Annotated in this window: 19 protein-coding genes; 12 read left to right on the top strand and 7 right to left on the bottom strand. The window is 43.3% G+C overall.

The annotated features are described in order from the left end of the window. The first annotated feature begins 42 nt into the window (after nt 1-42). Nucleotides 43-2,613: an EAL domain-containing protein gene (locus GTH32_RS01005; RefSeq protein ID WP_163083368.1), complete on the top strand. Its 2,571-nt coding sequence runs from the start codon at nt 43-45 to the stop codon at nt 2,611-2,613. Nucleotides 2,614-2,819: 206 nt separating this feature from the next. Continuing rightward, on the top strand, nt 2,820-3,278 hold the full coding sequence (locus tag GTH32_RS01000) for a hypothetical protein (protein WP_163083367.1): 459 nt from the start codon (nt 2,820-2,822) through the stop codon (nt 3,276-3,278). Nucleotides 3,279-3,346: 68 nt separating this feature from the next. Here GTH32_RS01000 and GTH32_RS00995 read toward each other — a convergent pair whose 3' ends face one another. After that, a complete protein-coding gene (locus GTH32_RS00995; RefSeq protein WP_246223088.1) occupies nt 3,347-4,015 on the bottom strand; it encodes an N-acetyltransferase in 669 nt (222 codons plus the stop codon). 94 nt (nt 4,016-4,109) lie between these two features. Then, entirely contained in the window at nt 4,110-4,475 is a 366-nt protein-coding gene (locus GTH32_RS00990; RefSeq protein ID WP_163083366.1) for a DUF3192 domain-containing protein, read from the bottom strand. Nucleotides 4,476-4,752: 277 nt separating this feature from the next. Here GTH32_RS00990 and GTH32_RS00985 point away from each other — a divergent pair, with 277 nt between their 5' ends. Beyond that, nucleotides 4,753-5,043, top strand: coding sequence for a hypothetical protein (locus GTH32_RS00985; RefSeq protein WP_163083185.1), 291 nt, complete (start codon nt 4,753-4,755; stop codon nt 5,041-5,043). A 21-nt stretch (nt 5,044-5,064) separates the two neighbouring features. On the opposite strand, the gene syd is transcribed toward GTH32_RS00985, so the two are convergent. Beyond that, a complete protein-coding gene (gene syd, locus GTH32_RS00980; protein WP_246223087.1) occupies nt 5,065-5,676 on the bottom strand; it encodes a SecY-interacting protein in 612 nt (203 codons plus the stop codon). Nucleotides 5,677-5,705: 29 nt separating this feature from the next. On the opposite strand from syd, the gene queF reads away from it, so the two are divergent. From queF to GTH32_RS00945, 7 genes are all read left to right on the top strand, one after another. Next, on the top strand, nt 5,706-6,566 hold the full coding sequence (gene queF, locus GTH32_RS00975) for an NADPH-dependent 7-cyano-7-deazaguanine reductase QueF (protein WP_163083365.1): 861 nt from the start codon (nt 5,706-5,708) through the stop codon (nt 6,564-6,566). Nucleotides 6,567-6,632: 66 nt separating this feature from the next. Next, nucleotides 6,633-8,144: a GGDEF domain-containing protein gene (locus tag GTH32_RS00970; RefSeq protein WP_163083364.1), complete on the top strand. Its 1,512-nt coding sequence runs from the start codon at nt 6,633-6,635 to the stop codon at nt 8,142-8,144. Nucleotides 8,145-8,155: 11 nt separating this feature from the next. Then, nucleotides 8,156-9,511, top strand: coding sequence for a nucleotide 5'-monophosphate nucleosidase PpnN (gene ppnN, locus GTH32_RS00965; protein ID WP_163083363.1), 1,356 nt, complete (start codon nt 8,156-8,158; stop codon nt 9,509-9,511). Between the two features lie 168 nt (nt 9,512-9,679). Beyond that, the gene (locus tag GTH32_RS00960) at nt 9,680-10,054 is read left to right on the top strand and encodes a DUF3192 domain-containing protein (RefSeq protein WP_163083362.1); all 375 of its coding nucleotides are present in this window, start codon (nt 9,680-9,682) and stop codon (nt 10,052-10,054) included. Between the two features lie 7 nt (nt 10,055-10,061). Next, a complete protein-coding gene (locus GTH32_RS00955; protein WP_163083361.1) occupies nt 10,062-11,699 on the top strand; it encodes a histidine kinase in 1,638 nt (545 codons plus the stop codon). Nucleotides 11,700-11,886: 187 nt separating this feature from the next. Continuing rightward, nucleotides 11,887-12,894 (top strand): isocitrate dehydrogenase, encoded by a 1,008-nt coding sequence (locus tag GTH32_RS00950; RefSeq protein WP_163083360.1) that lies wholly within the window; start codon nt 11,887-11,889, stop codon nt 12,892-12,894. Between the two features lie 206 nt (nt 12,895-13,100). Continuing rightward, nucleotides 13,101-13,415, top strand: coding sequence for a ComEA family DNA-binding protein (locus GTH32_RS00945; RefSeq protein WP_163083359.1), 315 nt, complete (start codon nt 13,101-13,103; stop codon nt 13,413-13,415). 67 nt (nt 13,416-13,482) lie between these two features. Here GTH32_RS00945 and galU read toward each other — a convergent pair whose 3' ends face one another. The 4 genes from galU to wecA all read right to left on the bottom strand — a co-directional run bounded on the left by galU (nt 13,483) and on the right by wecA (nt 17,674). Beyond that, entirely contained in the window at nt 13,483-14,379 is an 897-nt protein-coding gene (gene galU / locus GTH32_RS00940; protein ID WP_163083358.1) for a UTP--glucose-1-phosphate uridylyltransferase GalU, read from the bottom strand. Between the two features lie 347 nt (nt 14,380-14,726). Then, complete coding sequence (locus GTH32_RS00935; protein WP_163083357.1) at nt 14,727-15,587, bottom strand: glycosyltransferase family 2 protein; 861 nt, start codon at nt 15,585-15,587, stop codon at nt 14,727-14,729. Then, nucleotides 15,584-16,471, bottom strand: a complete 888-nt coding sequence (locus GTH32_RS00930) for a glycosyltransferase (protein WP_163083356.1) — start codon at nt 16,469-16,471, stop codon at nt 15,584-15,586. The genes GTH32_RS00935 and GTH32_RS00930 overlap by 4 nt, the downstream gene beginning before the upstream one ends. 135 nt (nt 16,472-16,606) lie before the next feature. After that, the gene (wecA, locus tag GTH32_RS00925) at nt 16,607-17,674 is read right to left on the bottom strand and encodes a UDP-N-acetylglucosamine--undecaprenyl-phosphate N-acetylglucosaminephosphotransferase (RefSeq protein WP_163083355.1); all 1,068 of its coding nucleotides are present in this window, start codon (nt 17,672-17,674) and stop codon (nt 16,607-16,609) included. A gap of 336 nt (nt 17,675-18,010) precedes the next feature. On the opposite strand from wecA, the gene GTH32_RS00920 reads away from it, so the two are divergent. Further along, nucleotides 18,011-18,400 carry a hypothetical protein gene (locus tag GTH32_RS00920; protein WP_163083354.1) on the top strand — a complete coding sequence of 130 codons (390 nt, stop codon included), beginning with the start codon at nt 18,011-18,013 and terminating at the stop codon, nt 18,398-18,400. Between the two features lie 25 nt (nt 18,401-18,425). Continuing rightward, on the top strand, nt 18,426-20,237 hold the full coding sequence (locus GTH32_RS00915; RefSeq protein ID WP_425482348.1) for a polysaccharide biosynthesis/export family protein: 1,812 nt from the start codon (nt 18,426-18,428) through the stop codon (nt 20,235-20,237). Nucleotides 20,238-20,239 lie beyond the last annotated feature (2 nt).

Raw genomic sequence — 20,239 nt, 5'->3', positions numbered from 1 at the left:
CGAAAGCATTTTTTAAGGCACAATAAAAGGAGAATCTACACGTTGAGTACATCTGTTTCTTCTCTGTATTATGCTATTTTTATTGTTGTTTTAACGTTTAATGTAATTTTTCACTCCAACCATTCATATGCGCAAGAAGTTGATAACGGCCACCTTGTCATATCTGATGATTTCGAAAAAATAAATCTCAATGAAAAAGCGATATCAGAAAAGGTATTGTCTTGCCAAAACAACGTTAATGCGGTTCACCATATATCTCTTCCCCCGGCGTTAAAATCTCGCCTATCTGTTGAGTCTACCAACGTATCAAGTGGGCGCCACTATACCCGCTGCCTGCTCTCCTTTTCTGTCACCGCTGCATTTACCCAAAAAACAAAAGATACATTAGTGCTCTCAATTATTAACCCTATTGTTAGGCATGTTGATGCTTTTATCATGGACAGTGAAGGGCACATTATTACCCATAAAAAGTTAGGGCTTAAAGATAGCCGACCTAATGAGCCCGGTTATAAGAGCCACCAATCAATTAGGTTTGATGTATCGCGAAACGAAACATATGAGGTGGTTGTTTATATCAGAAGCCTATCTAATCCAGCAATGCTAATAGATTTATATGAGCTGGAGCATTTTGAGAACTACCATCAAGTTGAATTGATATTTTGGGGGGCTAGTATTGCTTTACTTCTTGGTGGTGCATTATACAACTCTTTTATATATTTGATTTCCCGCTCTCGTTCCTACGTTTGGTATCTTATTTTCTATGTAGTCGCATTCGTCTACTTTTCTGCATTTCACGGTTTCGGCCAATTAATATGGCCCCCTGCTATGCAGGTTTGGTTAGGTAGTCATATCTTACTATTAAGCTTTATTCTCTTATGGCTACTCATTCAGTTCTCTATGAGCTTTTTGATGGCAAATGAACATGCCCCTCGTTTATCGCGATATCGCATCGTGCTAGACATATTAATCGTGCTTTTTATAGTGGCGTCTTTTTCCGCCTATACCAACGAAGTTATGCTGGGTTTGTTATTACTAGAGCTTGCCGCAGGGGCATTTTGCATAAACATTGCTAGTTCGGCGTGGAAAAAGGGCTTTCACCCAGCCCGGTTTTTTGTTCTATCTTGGAGCTGTCTACTTATTGGCGCATTAATAGCTCTGTGCGCGCGTATTGGCATACTGCCTTTGAACCTGCTTACCTACCATGCATTTTTCATAGGTGTGTTATTGGAATTAACGCTCTTATCTGTAGCCCTTGCCGATAGGCTAAAATATGCGGAAAATTTATCGTTTAAATACGCATTTACCGATCCTCGCACGCTGCAACCTAATCTTCCCTACTTCAGTAGCCGTTATTTTCAAGTTTCCAACGAGCAAGAAAAGCCGTGCTGTCTGTTGTTAATTCAGCTAGAGGGCGTTGAGCAGCTTTCCAGTCACTTGGGCCCACAGAAAACCAAATTGCTTTACCGTGAAATTGTTAAACGAATCGAAACTGAGCTGGCCAAAGCGTCTTTTGTGGTCACTTACGATGTAGGGCAAAAGAAAAGTAGCTATATGATCACGCTGCCAGATGATGTTTTACTCATCATGACCCACCAAGCTAACGCAACCCAAACATTAGCGCAAAAGCTGATTGGCATTGCCGAAACGTCGGTGGAACTTGATGGCATTATGATCCGCATTAACAGCCGGGCGGGTATTGCCGCTATTAGCTTTGATGAGATGCCGCGTAATAACAAGCAGCAAACCGTGCAAGCTATTTATGAAGCTTACCGCAAAGCGCTGGTAGCGTTAAATAGTGATAAATCTCAGCCCATAAACCTGTATCAGCAAGACCAAGATTTACGTATTGGTGAACAAGTTGCACTCCTAACAGATTTGCAAGATGCTATAGAAAAAGAAAGTTTTACTTTATTTATCCAACCCCAGTTTACAACTAACAACAACAGTTTGGTGGGTGGCGAAGTACTCATTCGCTGGCAACACAGCGAACGCGGGTTTGTGTCCCCTGCAGAGTTTATTCCCCTTGCCGAACAAACTGGAAATATCTATCCCATTACCAAGATAGTAATAAAGAAGGCGTTTGCGTGGTTTCACAGTAATATCGCGGCGCTCGATGGCTTTTCAATGGCTATTAATCTTTCGGTTCATGATGTAAATCGGGAATCTCTCTTCCCTTACTTAGAAACACTGCTTAACCGCTATTCACTAGCCCCTAACGCTATTACCTTTGAGATTACTGAAAGTGCTATGTCGGAGGATCACGATAGGTTTTTACACAGTGTAAGAAGATTAAAAGCGATGGGCTTTAAAATTGCGTTAGATGATTTTGGCACAGGTTACTCTTCTATGCGTTATCTACAGCAAATTGAAGCCGATGAAATTAAAATAGATATGAGCTTTGTGCGTAACATTCATCAAACCCCGATTAACAAAACAATCGTCGCATCTATTACCAATATAGCCCATGCAACAGGGGCATTAACCTTAGCCGAAGGTATCGAATCTGAAGCTGAACGTGAAACCCTACTACAGTTAAATGTAAACCGCGTTCAAGGTTTCTTCCTAGGCAAGCCCACTTGTGCAGATGAATTTCTTAACGCATTTCCACGATAACGCCTTTCATTCATTCTTTAATTAAAACACAGTTAATAATAGATTTATCATTTTCAATAACATATGCTTAAAAAAGTAGCGGCTTAATCCGTTATTAGGAACATAAACTTTTTAACACCACTCAAGGGACTGTTGTGCGATATCAGTATTTACACCGCCACCTGTCAGTCCTCTGAAATAAATATTCTAACCAAATAGTGAGAGAGATGATGAAGATTAAATATATTGGTCTTGGTTTAGTACTGGCGTTGAACTTTACTTCAGTGGCAGCTGATCCCCCTGCTAACGCAAGCAGTGTACAAGCTCACTTAGAGTTTGAAGGCTACGACATATCAATGAACAGTAGTAGAATGAAAGCAACTCACAGTACAGAGTTAAATTTCTTCATAAAAAAATATCGTGGCGGCATGCTTGTAACTAGCTTTTTTGGTGGTAATGACTATTCAAAAAGTAATAGAAACGGATTTTTAAAAGCAATAAACCAGTTGAATGCAAAAGCTGCTGCAGGCCGATATTACATCGACAGCGATGGTGATCTTGCTATCGAAGCCTTCTACCCAGGCACCTATGATAAAAAATCTTTCGCAAATTTTTTAGAAACCTTCGAACTGGAACGCACACATTTAACAGAGATGGGTGATGAAATTACTAATTACCTAGACTAATTTTGCTATTGATGAGCATGGTACGTTTTTACCTATTCGCCATGCTCATCAATACCTGTAACGCGTACTCAATTTGCACTCGTTACGTCTTCGCGTTTGCGGAACATCACCTCACCTTTAACATGAGATAAACTTAGTTCTCCTACCACCTGGTAATTATCATCGTTGAAAAATGCCCTATGCTTAGCAACAGTAACAAAAACTGCAACGCCTTCGCTGCTTTCATCTTCAATTACCACACTATCAATTGCACCTAACAGCATATGCCCTAAGCCATGCTTCTGATAATCCGGATGAACCGCGATAAAGCTCAGCATATGAAAATTCTCAGCAGGTACTAAGTTACGTACCTTCTCTTCTTTCTCAAGCATTTGTTTGGTACCAAACAAGCCGGCGGTAAGAAGCATTCGCAGCCGCCAATGCCAATAACGCCCCGCACCAAAGGCAGCATCAGGACCTGTTAAACACGCAACCGCTAGCAGTCGACGCTCTTGGAACAAACCAATCATGGGCTGCTCCGCCACCCAAAATGCATTAAGCTCTTCACGAATTGCTGAGCGAAGACGGCTTTCATAACCTTCTTTTTCCGCTTGGAAAATGTCAGCGAACAAAGGGTCGTCAACATACGCATTAAATAAAATAGACGCTGCAACTTTGAGGTCGTCAACGCCAAGGTGCACCGCTTTAAGCCGGGCTACCTCTGGCACAATTGTGGTATTACCTAACATCGTACTCATTTTTTCTCCCTATCTAATACGCATAGCAATGTGGTTCATCGAAAACCTTCACTGTACGGTAATTGAACACGCATGTTAACAATTACTTAACACATTAATGAATCATCCGATACGCACTATCGCCCCAACCTGCTAATTCACCTTGTTTAAATACAAGAGGCGTACACTCATCCTTTGTGGTAATCCCGTCTGACATGGTCTTTTGGGTGCGATAATATAATACGCGATATGTGCCATCTTGCTTTTCATACAGTTCGTTGAAATCGGCTACACCCATTTTTCGTAACACTCCTTCATACGACTCGCCTTTATTTAAGTTCGCAATGTGTTGTCGGTTGTTATATTCACGATCTTCCCAATCACCGCCATAATGGCTGTCACTTCCTCCGCCAACCGATACAACACAACCAGAGAGAAGCACCGTTGAGGCCACCAAGGCGAACAGAAGAATAGCTTTCATATAGATTCCTTTTTTATGTTATTTTTTTAGGTTGTAAAAACCATAAAGTGGTAGAAAAGACTTTTACAATCAATAATAAGACCAACTTTTCAACCCATTGTTTTAATTGACATTTAAATAATCAGAGGAATTTGAGCGATCAGATAATAGTGAAATAAACAATTCTTTAGTCAATTACGCTATCCGCTTAGCCTCGCTTCAGTTTAAAATAGCGCCTTAGCTTGCCTGCATCTACGTAGGGTTTAGCACCAGCGCAACTAACTTCTTAAAGGATATTATGCAGAACAATAATTCACAGCAACTTGCTCAGGTATGTAGCGATATGGCCGAGGAAGGCGTTACACCTACTGTCGGTTTACTGCGTGCTAAAGCACCGTTTAAAGTGTCTGTAACAGAAGCTATAGACGCAATTAAGTACTTTAATGCCACTTCAAAGAACCAAGGCAAAGCTAAACCAAAAGATAAAGAGCCTTCGTTGGCTTCACTTAGCCGCAAAGTGGATGCGTTAGAAGCAACTGTACAACGATTAGAACAACAAATCCGCTCACTATTAGATAGCCAAAAGTAAGCACCGTACAAACATTACTTCTTAGCGTGGAGATAGCGAGGAAATAAAGGCGCCTAGGCTCTCAGCAACTACGTCCTTGGGAGGGCGGCCTACCTGCTCTAATACGACTTCCCCGGTACGATTTAAAACGCTAAGTACATAGTCTTCTTCGTCAGTAAGTGCGAAAAATAAGGTTGGTTCCTGTTTAAGTCGCTTTTTCATTAACAGGTGACCAATAAGGTTTTGTTGCAATCGTACAAGATCGTCACTATTGAACACTTGCAGAAGTTCACATTGTCCTTGTGGCGCCATCGCAGAAAGGTTGTCACTGTAATAACGGGAGAAAAAAGCACAAAATTCGGCATTTAACCTGATCCCCAGTGCCTCTTCTACATTACTAAAGGTGGCTGGAGACGCTTGGCGTACAGGCATCCAGGCAACGCTCCCATCGTTATTTGCTTCCCCTTGATAACAGGGAGAAGGCCACTTGGGATCGTAAGAAATAAGCAAGTTTCGCTCTCCCTCTTGATGATAAGAAACGAAGGCGGCGACAAATTGATCGAGCTGTTTATCGAATGTTGAATCCATAATTACGTTACGCTGATATTTTTGCGTTACACTATAGATAAAGCAGCGTGAGTCAAGCACGTGCATAGTACAGACTTTATTTTTCCAAGGCTTTTATGACTGAAAATGTGAGTAATAAAATCGTTATCTCGGCACCTGATAACCTTTCTCTCGGCAAACAGGTAGATTACGAGTTTCATTATAACCCTGCATTATTGCAAGGCGTACCGAGAAGCCTAAGCAGAGATACGCTATCACTTTCTGCCGACGATTTGCCCTTTACCGGCACTGATACCTGGACAGGTTATGAATTATCGTGGTTGACGGTAAAAGGAAAGCCCCAGGTTGCCATTTTAGAATGTAATGTCCCTATTACGTCCCCCAACCTTATAGAGTCAAAGTCGTTTAAGCTTTACCTCAATAGTTTTAATCAAAGCACCTTTGCAAGCGCCGACGAGGTAAGGAAAGTACTTGAGCAAGATCTTTCACACTGCGCGGGGGGCAAGGTTAAGGTAACGCTTATTCTCCCAAACCAATTTGCCAGTTTGCAGTTTAAAGAGTTTGACGGTGTATTGCTTGATGAGCTTGATATAGAAGTAGACAAATATACGCCGTCTACTGAATTCCTTACAAATACGGCATCATCGGACACCCCAGTTAAAGAGCATCTTGTTTCCCACTTGCTGAAATCGAATTGCTTGATTACAAGCCAACCCGACTGGGCCAGCGTCACTATCCGATACGAAGGACCTGCTATTAATCATGAAGGGCTGTTGAAATACCTAATTAGTTTTCGCCAACACAATGAATTTCATGAACAATGTGTAGAGCGTATCTTTTGCGACATCATGCAGCATTGTAAAGTAGAGAAACTTACCGTGTGCGCGCGTTACACCCGTCGAGGTGGATTAGATATCAACCCGTTCCGTTCTAATTTTGAGGCGCCGTTTGCAAATCATCGTCAGGCACGACAATAACCCTTTACTTATTAGCGCAAGGTTAGGTTAGAAGGCTTAATATTAAGCGGAACTAAGAACGCATTTATGGACGCAAAACAAGTTAACAGCTACAAACAACAAAATAGCTTACTGTCTCAGTTTATAGTGAGACTGTCTGCTTTTTACGAAGGCTTCTCCAGCGATATTGATAAGGAGCTTATCGTATTACGCAGACACCTTTCCGGTACGCCTAATTTCACCTTAGCGACAGTAAGTATTAATAAGCTTAACCGGGCTATTCAGCACCAAGAAGTTACGTTAAATAAGTATGCCTCCAGCACAGTGGCTAAATTAGAAAGCGCAATAAAAGCCTTACAAAAGGCGGTGTTTGACGATGAACAGCTGAAGAAAAAAGCCACTGAGCAACTTATTGCATTGAATCAACCTACCGGCGATATATTTAGCCTGTACCGCTTGTTTCAACACGCCATCGATTTACATCAAAATGCTTTAGCCGCAAAACTTACCCCCTCTTTGCCCCCTCAGGATGAGGGGCGTGAGGCGGCTAAAATAGCTAACCCTTTATATCAATCAATTTTAGCTGAGTTAAACCAACTTATTGAAAGTTATGCGCAAAAGCGTTCCGATGACCCCCAGCTTATAGATATTAAGGCACGCCTTAGCCAAGGCATGGATGAAGATGGGCTGTTAAAAAGCTGCGTAGTTGTATTACGGATGATTGTTCAAGATGCGATGTCAGAAGCAAGTTTAACCGGAAAGGTTATACAAGGGCTGCATTCATCGCTAGACAAAGTAAGCAGTGATCTTCAACTTAGTGTGGAAGATAGCCGCAGCCAGTATGAACAGCGAAAAGCGAGCAGCGCTGAAATACAGTCGCACATCGAGAACATCGAAGAGGCGGTACACCATAGTGAGTCATTTGAATCGTTAAAAGAATACACCCAGTTTTCCGTAAAGCATATCGCTAACACCCTAAGCCAGCAAAGTAAAAACGATAGCGAAGGGCACGCCCACCTGTTGGAATTGCTCAGCTCTATGCAAACCCAAATTACTAAATTACAACGGCAAACCCAAACCTATAAAAAGAGACTGGCGGAACAAGTTAAACAGAACCAAACCGATCCGCTCACTCGGCTGCCTAATCGCCAAGCGTATAACGAAAAACTCAACCATGCCTATCAGCAATGGCAAAAAAGTGGGCAAAACCTCGCTGTGGCGGTGGTGGATATCGACAACTTTAAGCGAATAAATGACAAATTTGGTCATGCCGCTGGAGATAGAACATTACAAGTGGTGGGCCGCCACTTAAAGCAGCATTTGTCTCCTGGCGACTTTATCGCTCGCTGGGGCGGCGAGGAGTTTGTGCTATTACTTCCTGATGTTAGCAATAAGCAGCTAACTGATAGGTTAGAAACTATACGCAGCTCCTTAGCCCAACTTCCATTTAAGTTCAAACAAGAGAAAGTTACCATCACCGCCTCTTTTGGCGCCACGCAATTTAAACAAGGCGATACCCCAGATACCGTATTTGAACGTGCTGATAGCTTTCTTTATAAAGCGAAGCGCGAAGGGCGTAATCAAATAGTCTCAGATTAGGAAGTAGCAGTATGAATAAAGTGCAACTAAACCCCGTAGGCTGGATGAGTCAATTATCACAAATTGAAGTTTCGCAGCTTCAGGATACCGCCAATAGCCAGCTTTTTCAGATGTTCAAAAATTGCTGTTTAGCCGTACTAAATAGCGGCGTAGATGAAGATAATTTCGAAGTATTGTTTGCGCCCTATCACGATTTCGATATCCGCTTAGTGCGCCGAGAACGGGGCGTTAAGATAGAGCTTATTAACCCACCGGAGGTTGCCTTTGTCGATGGGGAGCTAATTAAAGGCGTACACGAACACATTTTTTCTGTGCTTCGTGACTTACTCTTTATGGGCAACAAATATGCATTTCTACATCAAAGTGCGCCAGCAGATAATGAAAGTATCACCGATATGGTGTTTGATATGCTAAGGCACTCTAACGCGTTAGAGGGAAATGATAACCTCAACACAGTCGTGTGCTGGGGGGGCCATTCAATTAATCAAACAGAATATAAATACACCAAGGAAGTTGGCTACCAACTGGGCCTAAGAAAAATCAATATCTGCACCGGTTGTGGTCCAGGAGCAATGAAGGGCCCCATGAAGGGCGCAACTATAGGCCACGCTAAACAGCGCTATCACGAAGGCCGCTATATAGGAATTTCTGAGCCCAGTATCATAGCAGCAGAACCGCCGAATGCTATTGTTAATGAGCTTATTGTAATGCCTGATATTGAAAAACGGTTAGAGGCATTTGTGCGCCTATCCCATGGCATCATCATATTCCCAGGCGGCGTAGGTACCGCTGAAGAGTTGCTCTACATTCTTGGCATATTAATGAATGATAAAAATGCCCAGCAACCCTTCCCTCTCATCCTCACAGGCCCCGCTGGCTCTGAGCAATATTTTGAAGCCATAGATGCGTTCGTTGGTGCTACGTTAGGTAAAGAGGCGCAGGAAAAGTATCAAATTATCGTAGATGACCCGCAAGATGTGGCCCGCGTCATGACCGCTGGGCTGGAAAAAGTGAGAGAATTTCGTGTGGCTATGGGTGATGCGTTTAGTTTTAACTGGTCGTTAAAAATTGAAGACGCATTTCAGCACCCATTTATCCCCACCCATGAAACTATGTCCCAATTAGCACTTCACCACGACCAAAGCCCAGCAGAGCTTGCGGTGGTTTTACGCCAAGCATTTTCGGGGATAGTGGCCGGCAACGTGAAAGCCGAAGGTATAAAGCAAATTAAAGAACGCGGCCCGTTTGTGTTGTCTGGCGAACAAAGTTTAATGCAACGCATTGACACCTTACTCGAGTCGTTTGTGGCTCAACACAGAATGAAGTTACCCGGTACAGCCTACGAACCTTGTTATGTTGTGAAATAAAAGAACGATATTGAAGCATTTCCTTACGTTTACTACTTACAGTGCAGCGTTAATTTACGTTACACTGTAGAAATATAAGCGTTTTAAGATAGTACTCGATACCGTTTCGGTATAGTAGGGAGTTTCCGCGCTATGGCATATCAAGCAGCAATATAAGAAGTTACGGTTATGAACACCAAGGTAATTCGACTCATCCTCGCAGGCGTAGCACTTTACGCTGCATTTGTATTTATTGTCATCGCGTTTTATCCCGACAAACCAGAAAATATGGATTGGAAGGATCGTGAAGAGTACAACCGTGTACAAATTACTAAATTAAAGCTAGGTAGTACCCGCGAAGAGGTTCTTGCGTTACTTGGTTCACCTGATATAACCGAAGCTAAACGTCAGGGAAATACAGCCATTCAAGTAATGTTTTTTAGAACCCAGCATGTGAGAGCGGATGGGCTAACCACGCAAGATGAATGCACGCCATTGTTGTTTGAGAACGATAAACTCATTGCTTGGGGTGAAGGTGCATATTTAAGCTATCAACAAAGTTAGCGACTTTATGGATGTAGATAGAATCTATGCGTTATCTGCGTCGCTAGATGCCCCATTAGAAAGGGATAGCTCAGCCCAAGTAACGATTAACGCCTGCTTAGACCGGGCCAAAGAGTTACTGTCTTTCGTGCATAACCACCCAGCGCTTCCCCTAGCGTTACTGCAACATGAAAAAAGCGACATCTCAGAATTTACTCGCCACCTTTTTACTTTAACCATATTCGCTAAACTTAGTCATTTCAACGACCACTTCCTACAACATTTAGTGGCTGCGCATATCGCTGCCAATAAATTGACCGATAGTGAACACCCCCTCCCTATCGATAAGAAGTCGTTCATACGTTATTTGCTCGACAATAAGTTTACCTTGTGGCGGGAAACGCTATCTCTTCAAAAAGTTCTTTTTAGTGAACAAAGTTTACGCCATGTAAGCCATGCTAAATTGAATACCTTGCAGCGGTTTAGCCTATTAGCAGCGGTATTTACCTATTGTCGTAGTACCTACGATATTACTAAGCTACTTGGATATTTAGCGCCGTTAATACCTACAGTTGACAGAAAGCTTTTGTATAGTCCGTTAAAACTTATCGGTGCCATCATGCCCAGTGCACGGGTTTTCTACAAAGCCTATCCGGCGGTGGTTATTGACGTACAGCAAAGCCATGCACTTATCCATGTTGCCGCCATGGAGGACGGCGATCAGGCGTTATGGGTGGCAACCAATACTTTACAGCAACCCAGACAACTACACGTGGAATTTCCCCGCTATCTAGCACTGTATGATGAATTAAAGACCGAAAGAAATGTACAAGGTGGCATGCCTTTTTTTAGCGCAACGTACGCTATACAAAAACCACCTACAGCCCTATTGCGTATTATAGATAGCTTGCAAAACCCGCATATTGAAATTAATAAACTCTGTAAACAAATTGAACGCAGTGAAACTTTCAGTACGTTTTTAAAAACCACCGCAAGTAGAGATAATCGCCTTCGTCTTCCTGTCGCTAATCTTAAACAAGCAATCTTGACTTACGGGCTAGAGCGGGTAGGCGATATGCTTGTACAGTTTGCCCTAATAGAGCGCTTAACCCAGCATAATTACCCGCTTTTAGGTATCAGTAAGCAATTCACTATGCTGGCATGCGCGATTTCATCGCAACTGGTCACCCTAACATCAAGCCGGTTTTCGCCTCAATCTGCTGCGTTAGTTACCACATTTTTATGTGCGCCGCTTTTCACCTTGCCGGGCCTTAAAGTAGCAACCCATTTACCTGTTAGTCATGCGCACTATTTTCAGGTTCATCGAACATTTAAAATAAAAGGTAAGACTCCTTGGCATACTGTGGCTGGAGAGCTGGCCACCCATTGGCATCAGGGTGCTACCTGGCGCGCACTTATTCATCAAGCTGGGAAGCGTCATAACGAAGTGGCAACGTCACTAAAGAAAGAACATGCAATTTTGCAGTTATCGTTTGGCTTAGCACGAGAGTTACTTTTTCCCCTACCCTCACAACATGGTAACGACGAAGAAACGAAAAGCATATTACTTCGCACGCTGTCTTTACAACCAAACGATATTTCCCGTCTCACCGAGCGGCTTAATGAGTATCTTTTTTGTCCTTTTATGCTCAGTGAACTAAATTAATCTTTACGAATGGCTATAACTTATCCCCGCTATCGTATAAAATATGCGGGCTCTGGCGCTGCTTCGAGACTTTCCTTGGGTTAGACAACAATTATAAGTAGAAGCAGGCTTCTTTGGCGCACTTTCCTGCCAGACAATTTTAAAACCTAACGATTTTGACAACAGAATTAGCAGAGGATCCCTCAACATGACTCAGCAACGTATTACAGTCATTCGCGGTGACGGCATCGGACCGGATATCATTGACGCGACCATTAAAATTTTAGATAAGGTTGGTTGTGATTTCGCCTATGATTATGCCGACGCAGGCTTAGTTGCACTAGAAGAGCACGGTGAACTATTACCCCAAGAAACCCTGGATCTTATCGCGAAAAATAAAGTTGCACTTAAGGGCCCATTAACTACACCAGTAGGTGAAGGTTTTACTTCAATTAACGTAAGCCTACGCAAGCAGTTTAAACTGTATGCTAATTTACGCCCTGTATTGTCTTTTAAAGGCACGAAAGCTCGCTACGAAGATATCGATATCATTACCGTTCGTGAAAACACGCAAGGTATGTACTCTGGCCTAGGACAGGTTGTGTCTGAAGACGGTAACGAAGCTGAAGCAATGAGTAAGGTAACTCGCGATGGGGCCGAGAAAATTGTTACTTTTGCTTACGAATTAGCCCGTCGTGAAGGCCGTAAAAAAGTGACCGCTGTTCACAAGGCTAACATCCTTAAATCAACATCTGGGCTATTTTTGAAAGTTGCTCGTGAAGTGGGTGAACGCTACCCAGATATCGAATCTACTGAAATGATTGTTGATAACACCTGTATGCAATTGGTAATGAACCCTCATCAGTTCGACGTTATTGTTACCACTAACCTATTTGGTGATATTCTTTCTGACCTGTGCGCTGGACTTGTTGGTGGTTTAGGTATGGCTCCGGGTGCAAACATTGGCGAAGATTGTGCAATTTTTGAGGCTGTACATGGGTCAGCGCCAGATATTGCAGGTAAAAACCTTGCTAACCCCACCTCGGTAGTACTTGCAGCTGCACAAATGCTTGAATACTTGAACATGAGTGATAAAGCAGAAAAAATTCGCGCAGCGTTAAAAGATGTTATTGAGTCAGGCGATCGCACCACACGTGATCTTGGCGGTGAAGCCGGTACCACAGAATTTACCCAAGCCTTACTAGACAGACTATAAGGCCTTTTTGGTTACAAAGTAAAAAGCGAGCAAAGGCTCGCTTTTTTTATGCCCATGCCCTAATTTTTCGATAAAGCCCAAGAGACACGCTAAATTGCGAAGCATAACCAGCGTTAAATACTGGCCAAAAACTGGTCTTTTCAAGTTGCCGAAGCCGAGTAATATCGGTTGCGTACAAACCCGTACACATCAATTGAGGAAAGATCATGAAAAAGCAAATTACGAGTTTATTGGTATTCTCCGCCCTTGTTTTAGCGGCGCCGTCAATTCAAGCTAACACCACGCCTTTAAATAGCAGTGGCAATAGCACCAGCGCTGTGGCGTCGCAAATTGACTTAAATACTGCCACTGTCACTGAGTTACAACGTTTGCCAGGTGTAGGTATATCAAAGGCCAAAGCTATCGTTGAATACCGCGATACGAAAGGGCCATTTGTAGAGGTTGCAGAACTTACCGAAGTAAAGGGTATTGGGGATAAAATGCTGAGAAAAATCGAAGATCGAGTGTTTGTTGTTAAGTAGCGTTGAAAGTGTCGGTTAATTGCTATGAGTCTGCAAACAAAAAACGCGCCTTACGGCGCGTTTTCTTTTATTTTACTGCAACACTTGATAAGTATTCTTTAAATTCTTTGCCCAGCGTTGGGTGGCGTAAAGCATATTCCACATTCGCTTTCATATAGCCTAATTTACTACCACAATCGTGACTCTTGCCCTTCATGTAGTAGGCATCCACTTGCTCAATTTTCATCAATGCATCGATAGCATCGGTTAACTGAACTTCGCCGCCGGCACCAGGAGGCGTAAACTCAAGTAAGTCCCACACCTTTTCAGACAGCACGTAACGACCCACAACAGCAAGGTCAGACGGTGCTTCATCAAGTGCAGGTTTCTCTACCATTTTATGAATTTTCGCTGACTCACCTTGTTGAATTTCAGCACCATCAAGATCTGCAATACCAAACTTGGTTACATCTTCTTCTGGCACCTGTTCAACCATGACTTGGCTGACTCGGCTGGTATTAAACTTAGCGACCATGTCTGCTAAGTTATCCTTTTTAGGGTTGCTTGCCGCATCGTCAATAATTACATCAGGCAATACAACAGCAAAGGGTGCATCACCAATAAGAGGACGTGCACATAACACAGCGTGGCCTAATCCGTTCGCTACACCTTGGCGAATATGCATAATCGTTACGTCCTTAGGACAAATCGATTGTACTTCTTCTAACAATTGGCGTTTTACGCGCTTTTCAAGGGTTGCTTCAAGCTCAAATGACGTATCAAAATGGTTTTCAATACTATTTTTACTCGCATGGGTTACGAGTATGATTTCCTTAAGACCTGCTGCCACACACTCGCTCACAACGTATTGAATAAGTGGCTTATCTACCACCGGTAGCATTTCCTTTGGAATTGCTTTTGTGGCGGGTAACATTCGGGTCCCTAATCCGGCTACAGGAATGACGGCTTTCTTCACCTGACTCATATTTTTCGTGTCCTTTTACTCATTAAGCTCAGTCAATCGCATTTAAATGCAATAATGCAGTATGCAATCCATATTCCATTGTATGCGTTTAATTAAATTTAGTGCGTTTAGGCGTAGTTAAACGCAATTTCAATAACGCTTGATGTTCACTTCGTTGTATTACAACAAGATTAATCTGTTGGCTACTGTACAAATTACACAACACTTGGATAAAACCATACCCTTAGGGTATGCAGCAGCGCGTAAATTACCACTGCCTCAAAAAGGAGACAAGGCTGCAACCGGTATTTTGCACCAAAACAATGCAGCCGCACTGAAATATAGTACTTTTAAGGCTAATAGCACCATTATGGATCAATTGGGCAGCGGCCTTGTTTGTTATGTCGTCCGTCCCTAAGGCCTTTTCGCATATAACGGCCGCGCAGTTTGCCGTTTTCAAAGCATATCCGGTTAACAAGATATCTTAGTGGGATTGCAGTTAGATGACGAAATTTCCAATACAGTGGAACATAGTCTCTGCGCGCCAATACAAGTATGTTCCTCATTTGATAATACAGCCTAATAGGGGCGCCTTTCTTAAACGTAAGCCCTAAAATCTTCACCCTGTCATCGCCTTGCCGATGCGGCATGCAAACTGACAGCGATTGAAATACAACAAAGCCTTGTTGCTGAGCGCGCCAGCACCACTCGTGGTCTACGCCATCAATAAATAGCCCTTCTTCTTTCTTTCCTACGGCAAGGTAACTGGCTTTTGAAAGCAGCATACCTGAGGCGATAATTTGTTTTGCTTCCACCACTTTTGAATTGAGTTGTACCCCTTTATGTACTTTAGCCTTCACGCGCTTTTGAGAAAATTCGCAATGAATAGAAGGGCCAATAGCAGCAATACTATGGGTTTTCTCAAGGGCCATAAATTCGCTTAATAAGGTTTGCGCCATAGAAGCAGAAAGGTGACTGTCCTGATCCAGCAAAACAGCATATTTCGCTAAGGTAAACGCACGTTCAAGCCCAGCATTTTGCGCTGCCGCTATTCCTTTATTTTGAGGAAAGTGAAGGTATTCGGCGTTACTCGGTAATGTAAAGTGGTGAGATTCTGGCGAATTATCCACTAACACCACAGGCCAGGAAATAGCTGAAAACCCATCTATGAGCTGTTGCACGTGGGGGGGATCAGGGTTGTACAGAACAATAATTAAACTGCAAATCAATGCTTTCCAAACCTCTCAAGCAAATGCCTGTCTAGTTTATAAGCTAATCGTACTACTTTACCTGGCATAAGTCTCAGCGCCAAAACACTAAAGGCATAGGTTATATTGTAAAGTGTAAACTGCTTTAGTTTTATCATAGCCTGCATGCGTGCTTTAAACTCGTTTAACGACTTAGAAAGGCCCCGACGTTTATAAAAATTATTTACTCGTCTGAACATCAGTAGCCTATCTTTTAAATTTCTAAATACAAACCCTTTTGAGGCCAAGGTTATCCAGAAAAAGTAGTCTTGCGTATTCATTAGGCTACTATTATAGCGGAAGCCTTGCTCGAACACCGAAAACCGTATGACCACGGTTGGATGATTCATAGAACAGCGCCGGGGGAGTATACTTACAATTTGCTTATGGGATGATGGCATCACTCTAGCGCCGACTTTTTCACCATGCTCATTTATTTCAGTAAGCGCAGAGCCGAGTACAGCAATGTATGCGTGCTTGTTCAAATACCCTATTTGGCGCGCTAATCTATTTTCTACCGAGATATCATCTGCATCCATACGCGCAAAATAACGAGGGTTGAACCGCTTCCCCCACTCAACCGCTCGGTTCATACTTTCAGCCAAGCCCACATTACACGTATTTTGGGCTAAAATCATACGCTGATCCTGGCTTGCCTTCTGTGTCAACGACCGCTTCATGGAATCACTAATTTCACCATCAATAATTACGATGAACGCAATATTTTGGTAACTTTGGTTGAGTATGCTGTCAATGGCTTGTATCGCCCACAGTTCATTATCACCATGGTAAACCGCCATAGCTACCAAGGTCTCTACATGAGTACGCGTGAGTTTATTGTGGAGCACAGAGAAGTGTTTATGCAAAAGTCGCTACCGAGAATGAATAAGGCTAAATATAACAACCACTAGGTTTCACAATCGCAGGCCATTGCACTGGGTAGTGGTAGAGGGTTCAAATTAACGTGCGCTTGCCGATACGCAATACCAGTCGATTAACCTCTATTGATGGCTAAACGTCCGTTTTACTACCCGTAGCACGCTCCAAATATTTTGGATAACAATACTATACACGACCAATAAAACCAAGAAGCCCCAAAACATTACTGATTCTGGTACCTGATATACTTCACCTAAGATACCAATAAGACAATAACAGGCACCCATACACAAAATAGCAATAAGCGACTGACGGCTTGATAGCCCAGCGCGCATAAAAATATTGTGCAAATGCTTTCTGTCGGGGCGAAGCATTGATTGCCCCTTACGTGCGCGGCGATACATAATTGCAGCCATATCCATCAAGGGAAGCCCAGTCAACCACACCGCCGTAATAGGACGAAAAGCGGCAGAGTCACCCTGCGTGTGATCAACCAATAACCACACTATGGTAAGCCCTACGAACATACTGCCCGCATCCCCCATGAATATCTTGTTCCCCTTAAACCCTTTCCAGCTTAAATTAAACGCAAGAAAAGGCACTATAGCCGCCACAATAATCAAGGGTTCCATAATTGCAGCCCCGTTACCTGTAGCCACTAAAAAGCCAACCATGGTTAACAGAATAACCAAGCTCATGCCGCCTGCTAAACCATCTATACCGTCTATCATGTTAAACGCATTAATAACGCCCACCACACAAACAATAGTAAAGAAATAACCACTGATGCCTAATTCCACCGTGCCGAAACCCGTAATATTGCCCAGTGAAGTAATATAGTTCTGTGCGCTCCACGCCATAATAGACGCCACGCCAAATTGGCACATGAGGCGCCCTTTAGCGCTAAGATCAAACCTGTCATCAAGCATACCAAGAAGCACGATAAAGGCTGAGGCAGTAAAGAATAGGGGGTTGTTTTTCATCCACACGTCGGTTGCAACGCTTGCCACTAGTACACCCATAAAAATTGCTACACCGCCTGTCAAAGGAACAATACCCGCATGACGTTTACGCGCACTAGGCTGATCGACCAAACCAAATTGATGGGCAAGAGGGGTCATAACCACTAATAAAATTAGGGCTACGAAAAAGGCAGTACAAAGGGGTACAAACTGCAAATAAGCTAACATGTAAAGCGAAACCTCATACTACCTATGGCAAATAACATATTAGTAGGTGCTTTCCCGTTTGGTATAAATTGAACCGAATTGGCGTCCATTTTTAAAGCTATTCCTTTCTGTTTCATCTTGCAGCAGGGCTGTGACTATTGTGATAGCGAGTACGGAAACCCCTCACTATGATAATAAACATTGTAGTCACTGACCACCTTTGGCTGTAAAAAACTTTCGTTGCACTTTCAAAAATCCCCAATATGGCTAAATCCTACCTTAGGTGTTCACGAAGCCATGATTTTTCCAATTCTTATGGTATCCTAACGCCAAATTGCTATATGGATATGACAGTAAATGTTAAACATCTTTCGAGGTTCCTACCTACTTTTGGGTATTACCACACTACTTGGAGGTTGTGCGTCTGCACCTCAGCCTACAGAAGCAGATATTCCCTTGGTACATGCTTCGCTCGCATACTCACTGTCTGCAGAGCAAGATGTAGCAATAAATATTCCACAATTAGCTTCATCGTCCAATGCGCATACCCCGATCTCAATAAATTATGCTGGAAGTCGCTATTACTCTGATAAGCGCTATGTATCGGCCCGAGGTCATGAATGCATTCGCTTTTCGCTCGCCAAAGACAATACTCGCCCCACTAATGCGCAAAGCCGATTAACCGCATGTAATCGCAATGGACAGTGGTCCGTTATTACCCCACTTGTGGCATCTACAAAAGAATAAGGTAAATAGCGTTATGAAATTCAATATGCAACGTATGCTGGCGGGTTTAACAGTGTTGCTTTTTTGTACCACTTCTTTTCATGTTGGTGCACAAAGTGTTGAGCAACTAGAGCAACTTCGCCAACAAGCATCCCAATCTAATGGTAGCAGCGCGGGCGCGACAAATAATGTAACCCCGTTGTCTATCCAGTCTCAGCGCACGCTTCCAGGGGGGTCAAATACAAGCAGTTCAGTAGGGCAATACGCAACGCAGCCGCGAAATGGTGTTACTCTACCTGGTGAACCCACCATTAGTACGGTTTTCCCTACTCAACAAGCTATGGAAAATCCACCGTTTGCAGCAAATTTGTTCATCGGCGGTTTTGAATCAGAACGCTCTAGTGGGCTTAATGACAACTATTCCATTGCGCCTGGCGATAAAATTTCAATTTGGATCTGGGGTGCAGTTAATTACTCAAGCGTGGTAACGGTTGACAATCAGGGCAATATTTTCATCCCTAATATCGGCCCTATTCAAATTGCCAATACGCCTGCAGGTAGTGTTAATCAAACTGTCACGCAGAAAATTCGCCAAGTTTATACCAATGATGTGAACGTATACGTTAACTTGCTTACTTCTACCCCCGTATCTATTTACGTTTCTGGGCCCGTGTTACGCCCAGGGCAGTATGCAGGGCTCGCATCAGACAGTGTGCTTTATTATCTAAAACGTGCCGGCGGCGTAGATTTCAGACGGGGTAGTTTCCGTCAAATTGATGTAATAAGAAACGGTAATATCATTGCAACCGCAGACTTATACGCTTTCTTCCGCGACGGTAAGCTTCCTGGTGTTTCGTTTAAGGACGGCGACACCATTTTAGTGCGCCCTATTGGCAATACTATCGTGGTGGGCACAGGTGCTCGAAATAGCTTTACCTTTGAGTTTTCGCAAGAAGAGCTCAATGGTGGCGTGGTTAACTATTTCGCACGACCAGGCGAGTTTGCGTCTCATGCTTCTGTTGCTGGCGTGAGAGAGGGCAAGCAGTTCGCGCGCTATCTTACTATTGAGGAATTTGAAGCTCTGCCACTTCAACCTGGCGATGCAGTTGAGTATGTTGCAGACAACGAACCGCAAATATACCGAATTAACGTGGCTGGCGCTTTCGCTGGGGCATCTCAGCTTATGGTAGATAAGGGCACACGCCTTCTCGATATTCTTGATCACATTGAGGCCGACACCACCTTATCAGATACTCAGAATATCTTTCTATTGAGAGAGTCTGTAGCAGAGAAACAAAAAGAAATTATTGAGCAAGGGTTACAGCGACTTGAACGTAGCATGTATACCGCACCAATAAGCTCTACCGGAGAAGGGGCTATTCGTGCTCAGGAAGCTCAGCTAGTTGCTGATTTCATTACTCGCGCACGCCAGGTCGAGCCTCAAGGGCGGGTTGTAGTGTCTGAAAATGGCGACATTGCAAATATCCTTCTGGAACCCAACGACACCATTGTTATTCCTGAAGTTACCGATCTTATCCATATTGGTGGCGAAGTTATGCTTCCCCAGTCGGTGGTATTTAACCCTGATGCTACCACGGAAGACTATATTGCGTGGGCTGGCGGGTTCACAGAACGTGCTGAGGATGAAAGAATTCTTGTCATTCGTAAAAATGGTAACGTGGCCTTTACGCAGCTCAACGAGGGCTCATTGCTATTTAGTGACAATAACCCCCACTTAGCACCAGGGGATCAGATTATTGTCTTACCAGCTATCGATACTAAGCTGCTTCAGGCAGTGAAAGATATCACGCAAATTGTTTATCAAATTGCAGTAGCTGCGAATGTGGCGACAAACTAAGC

Origin of the sequence: Alteromonas profundi (assembly GCF_010500865.1) — a bacterium.
Taxonomy (GTDB): Bacteria; Pseudomonadota; Gammaproteobacteria; order Enterobacterales; family Alteromonadaceae; genus Alteromonas; species Alteromonas profundi.
This window is presented reverse-complemented; position numbering and strand designations above follow the sequence as displayed.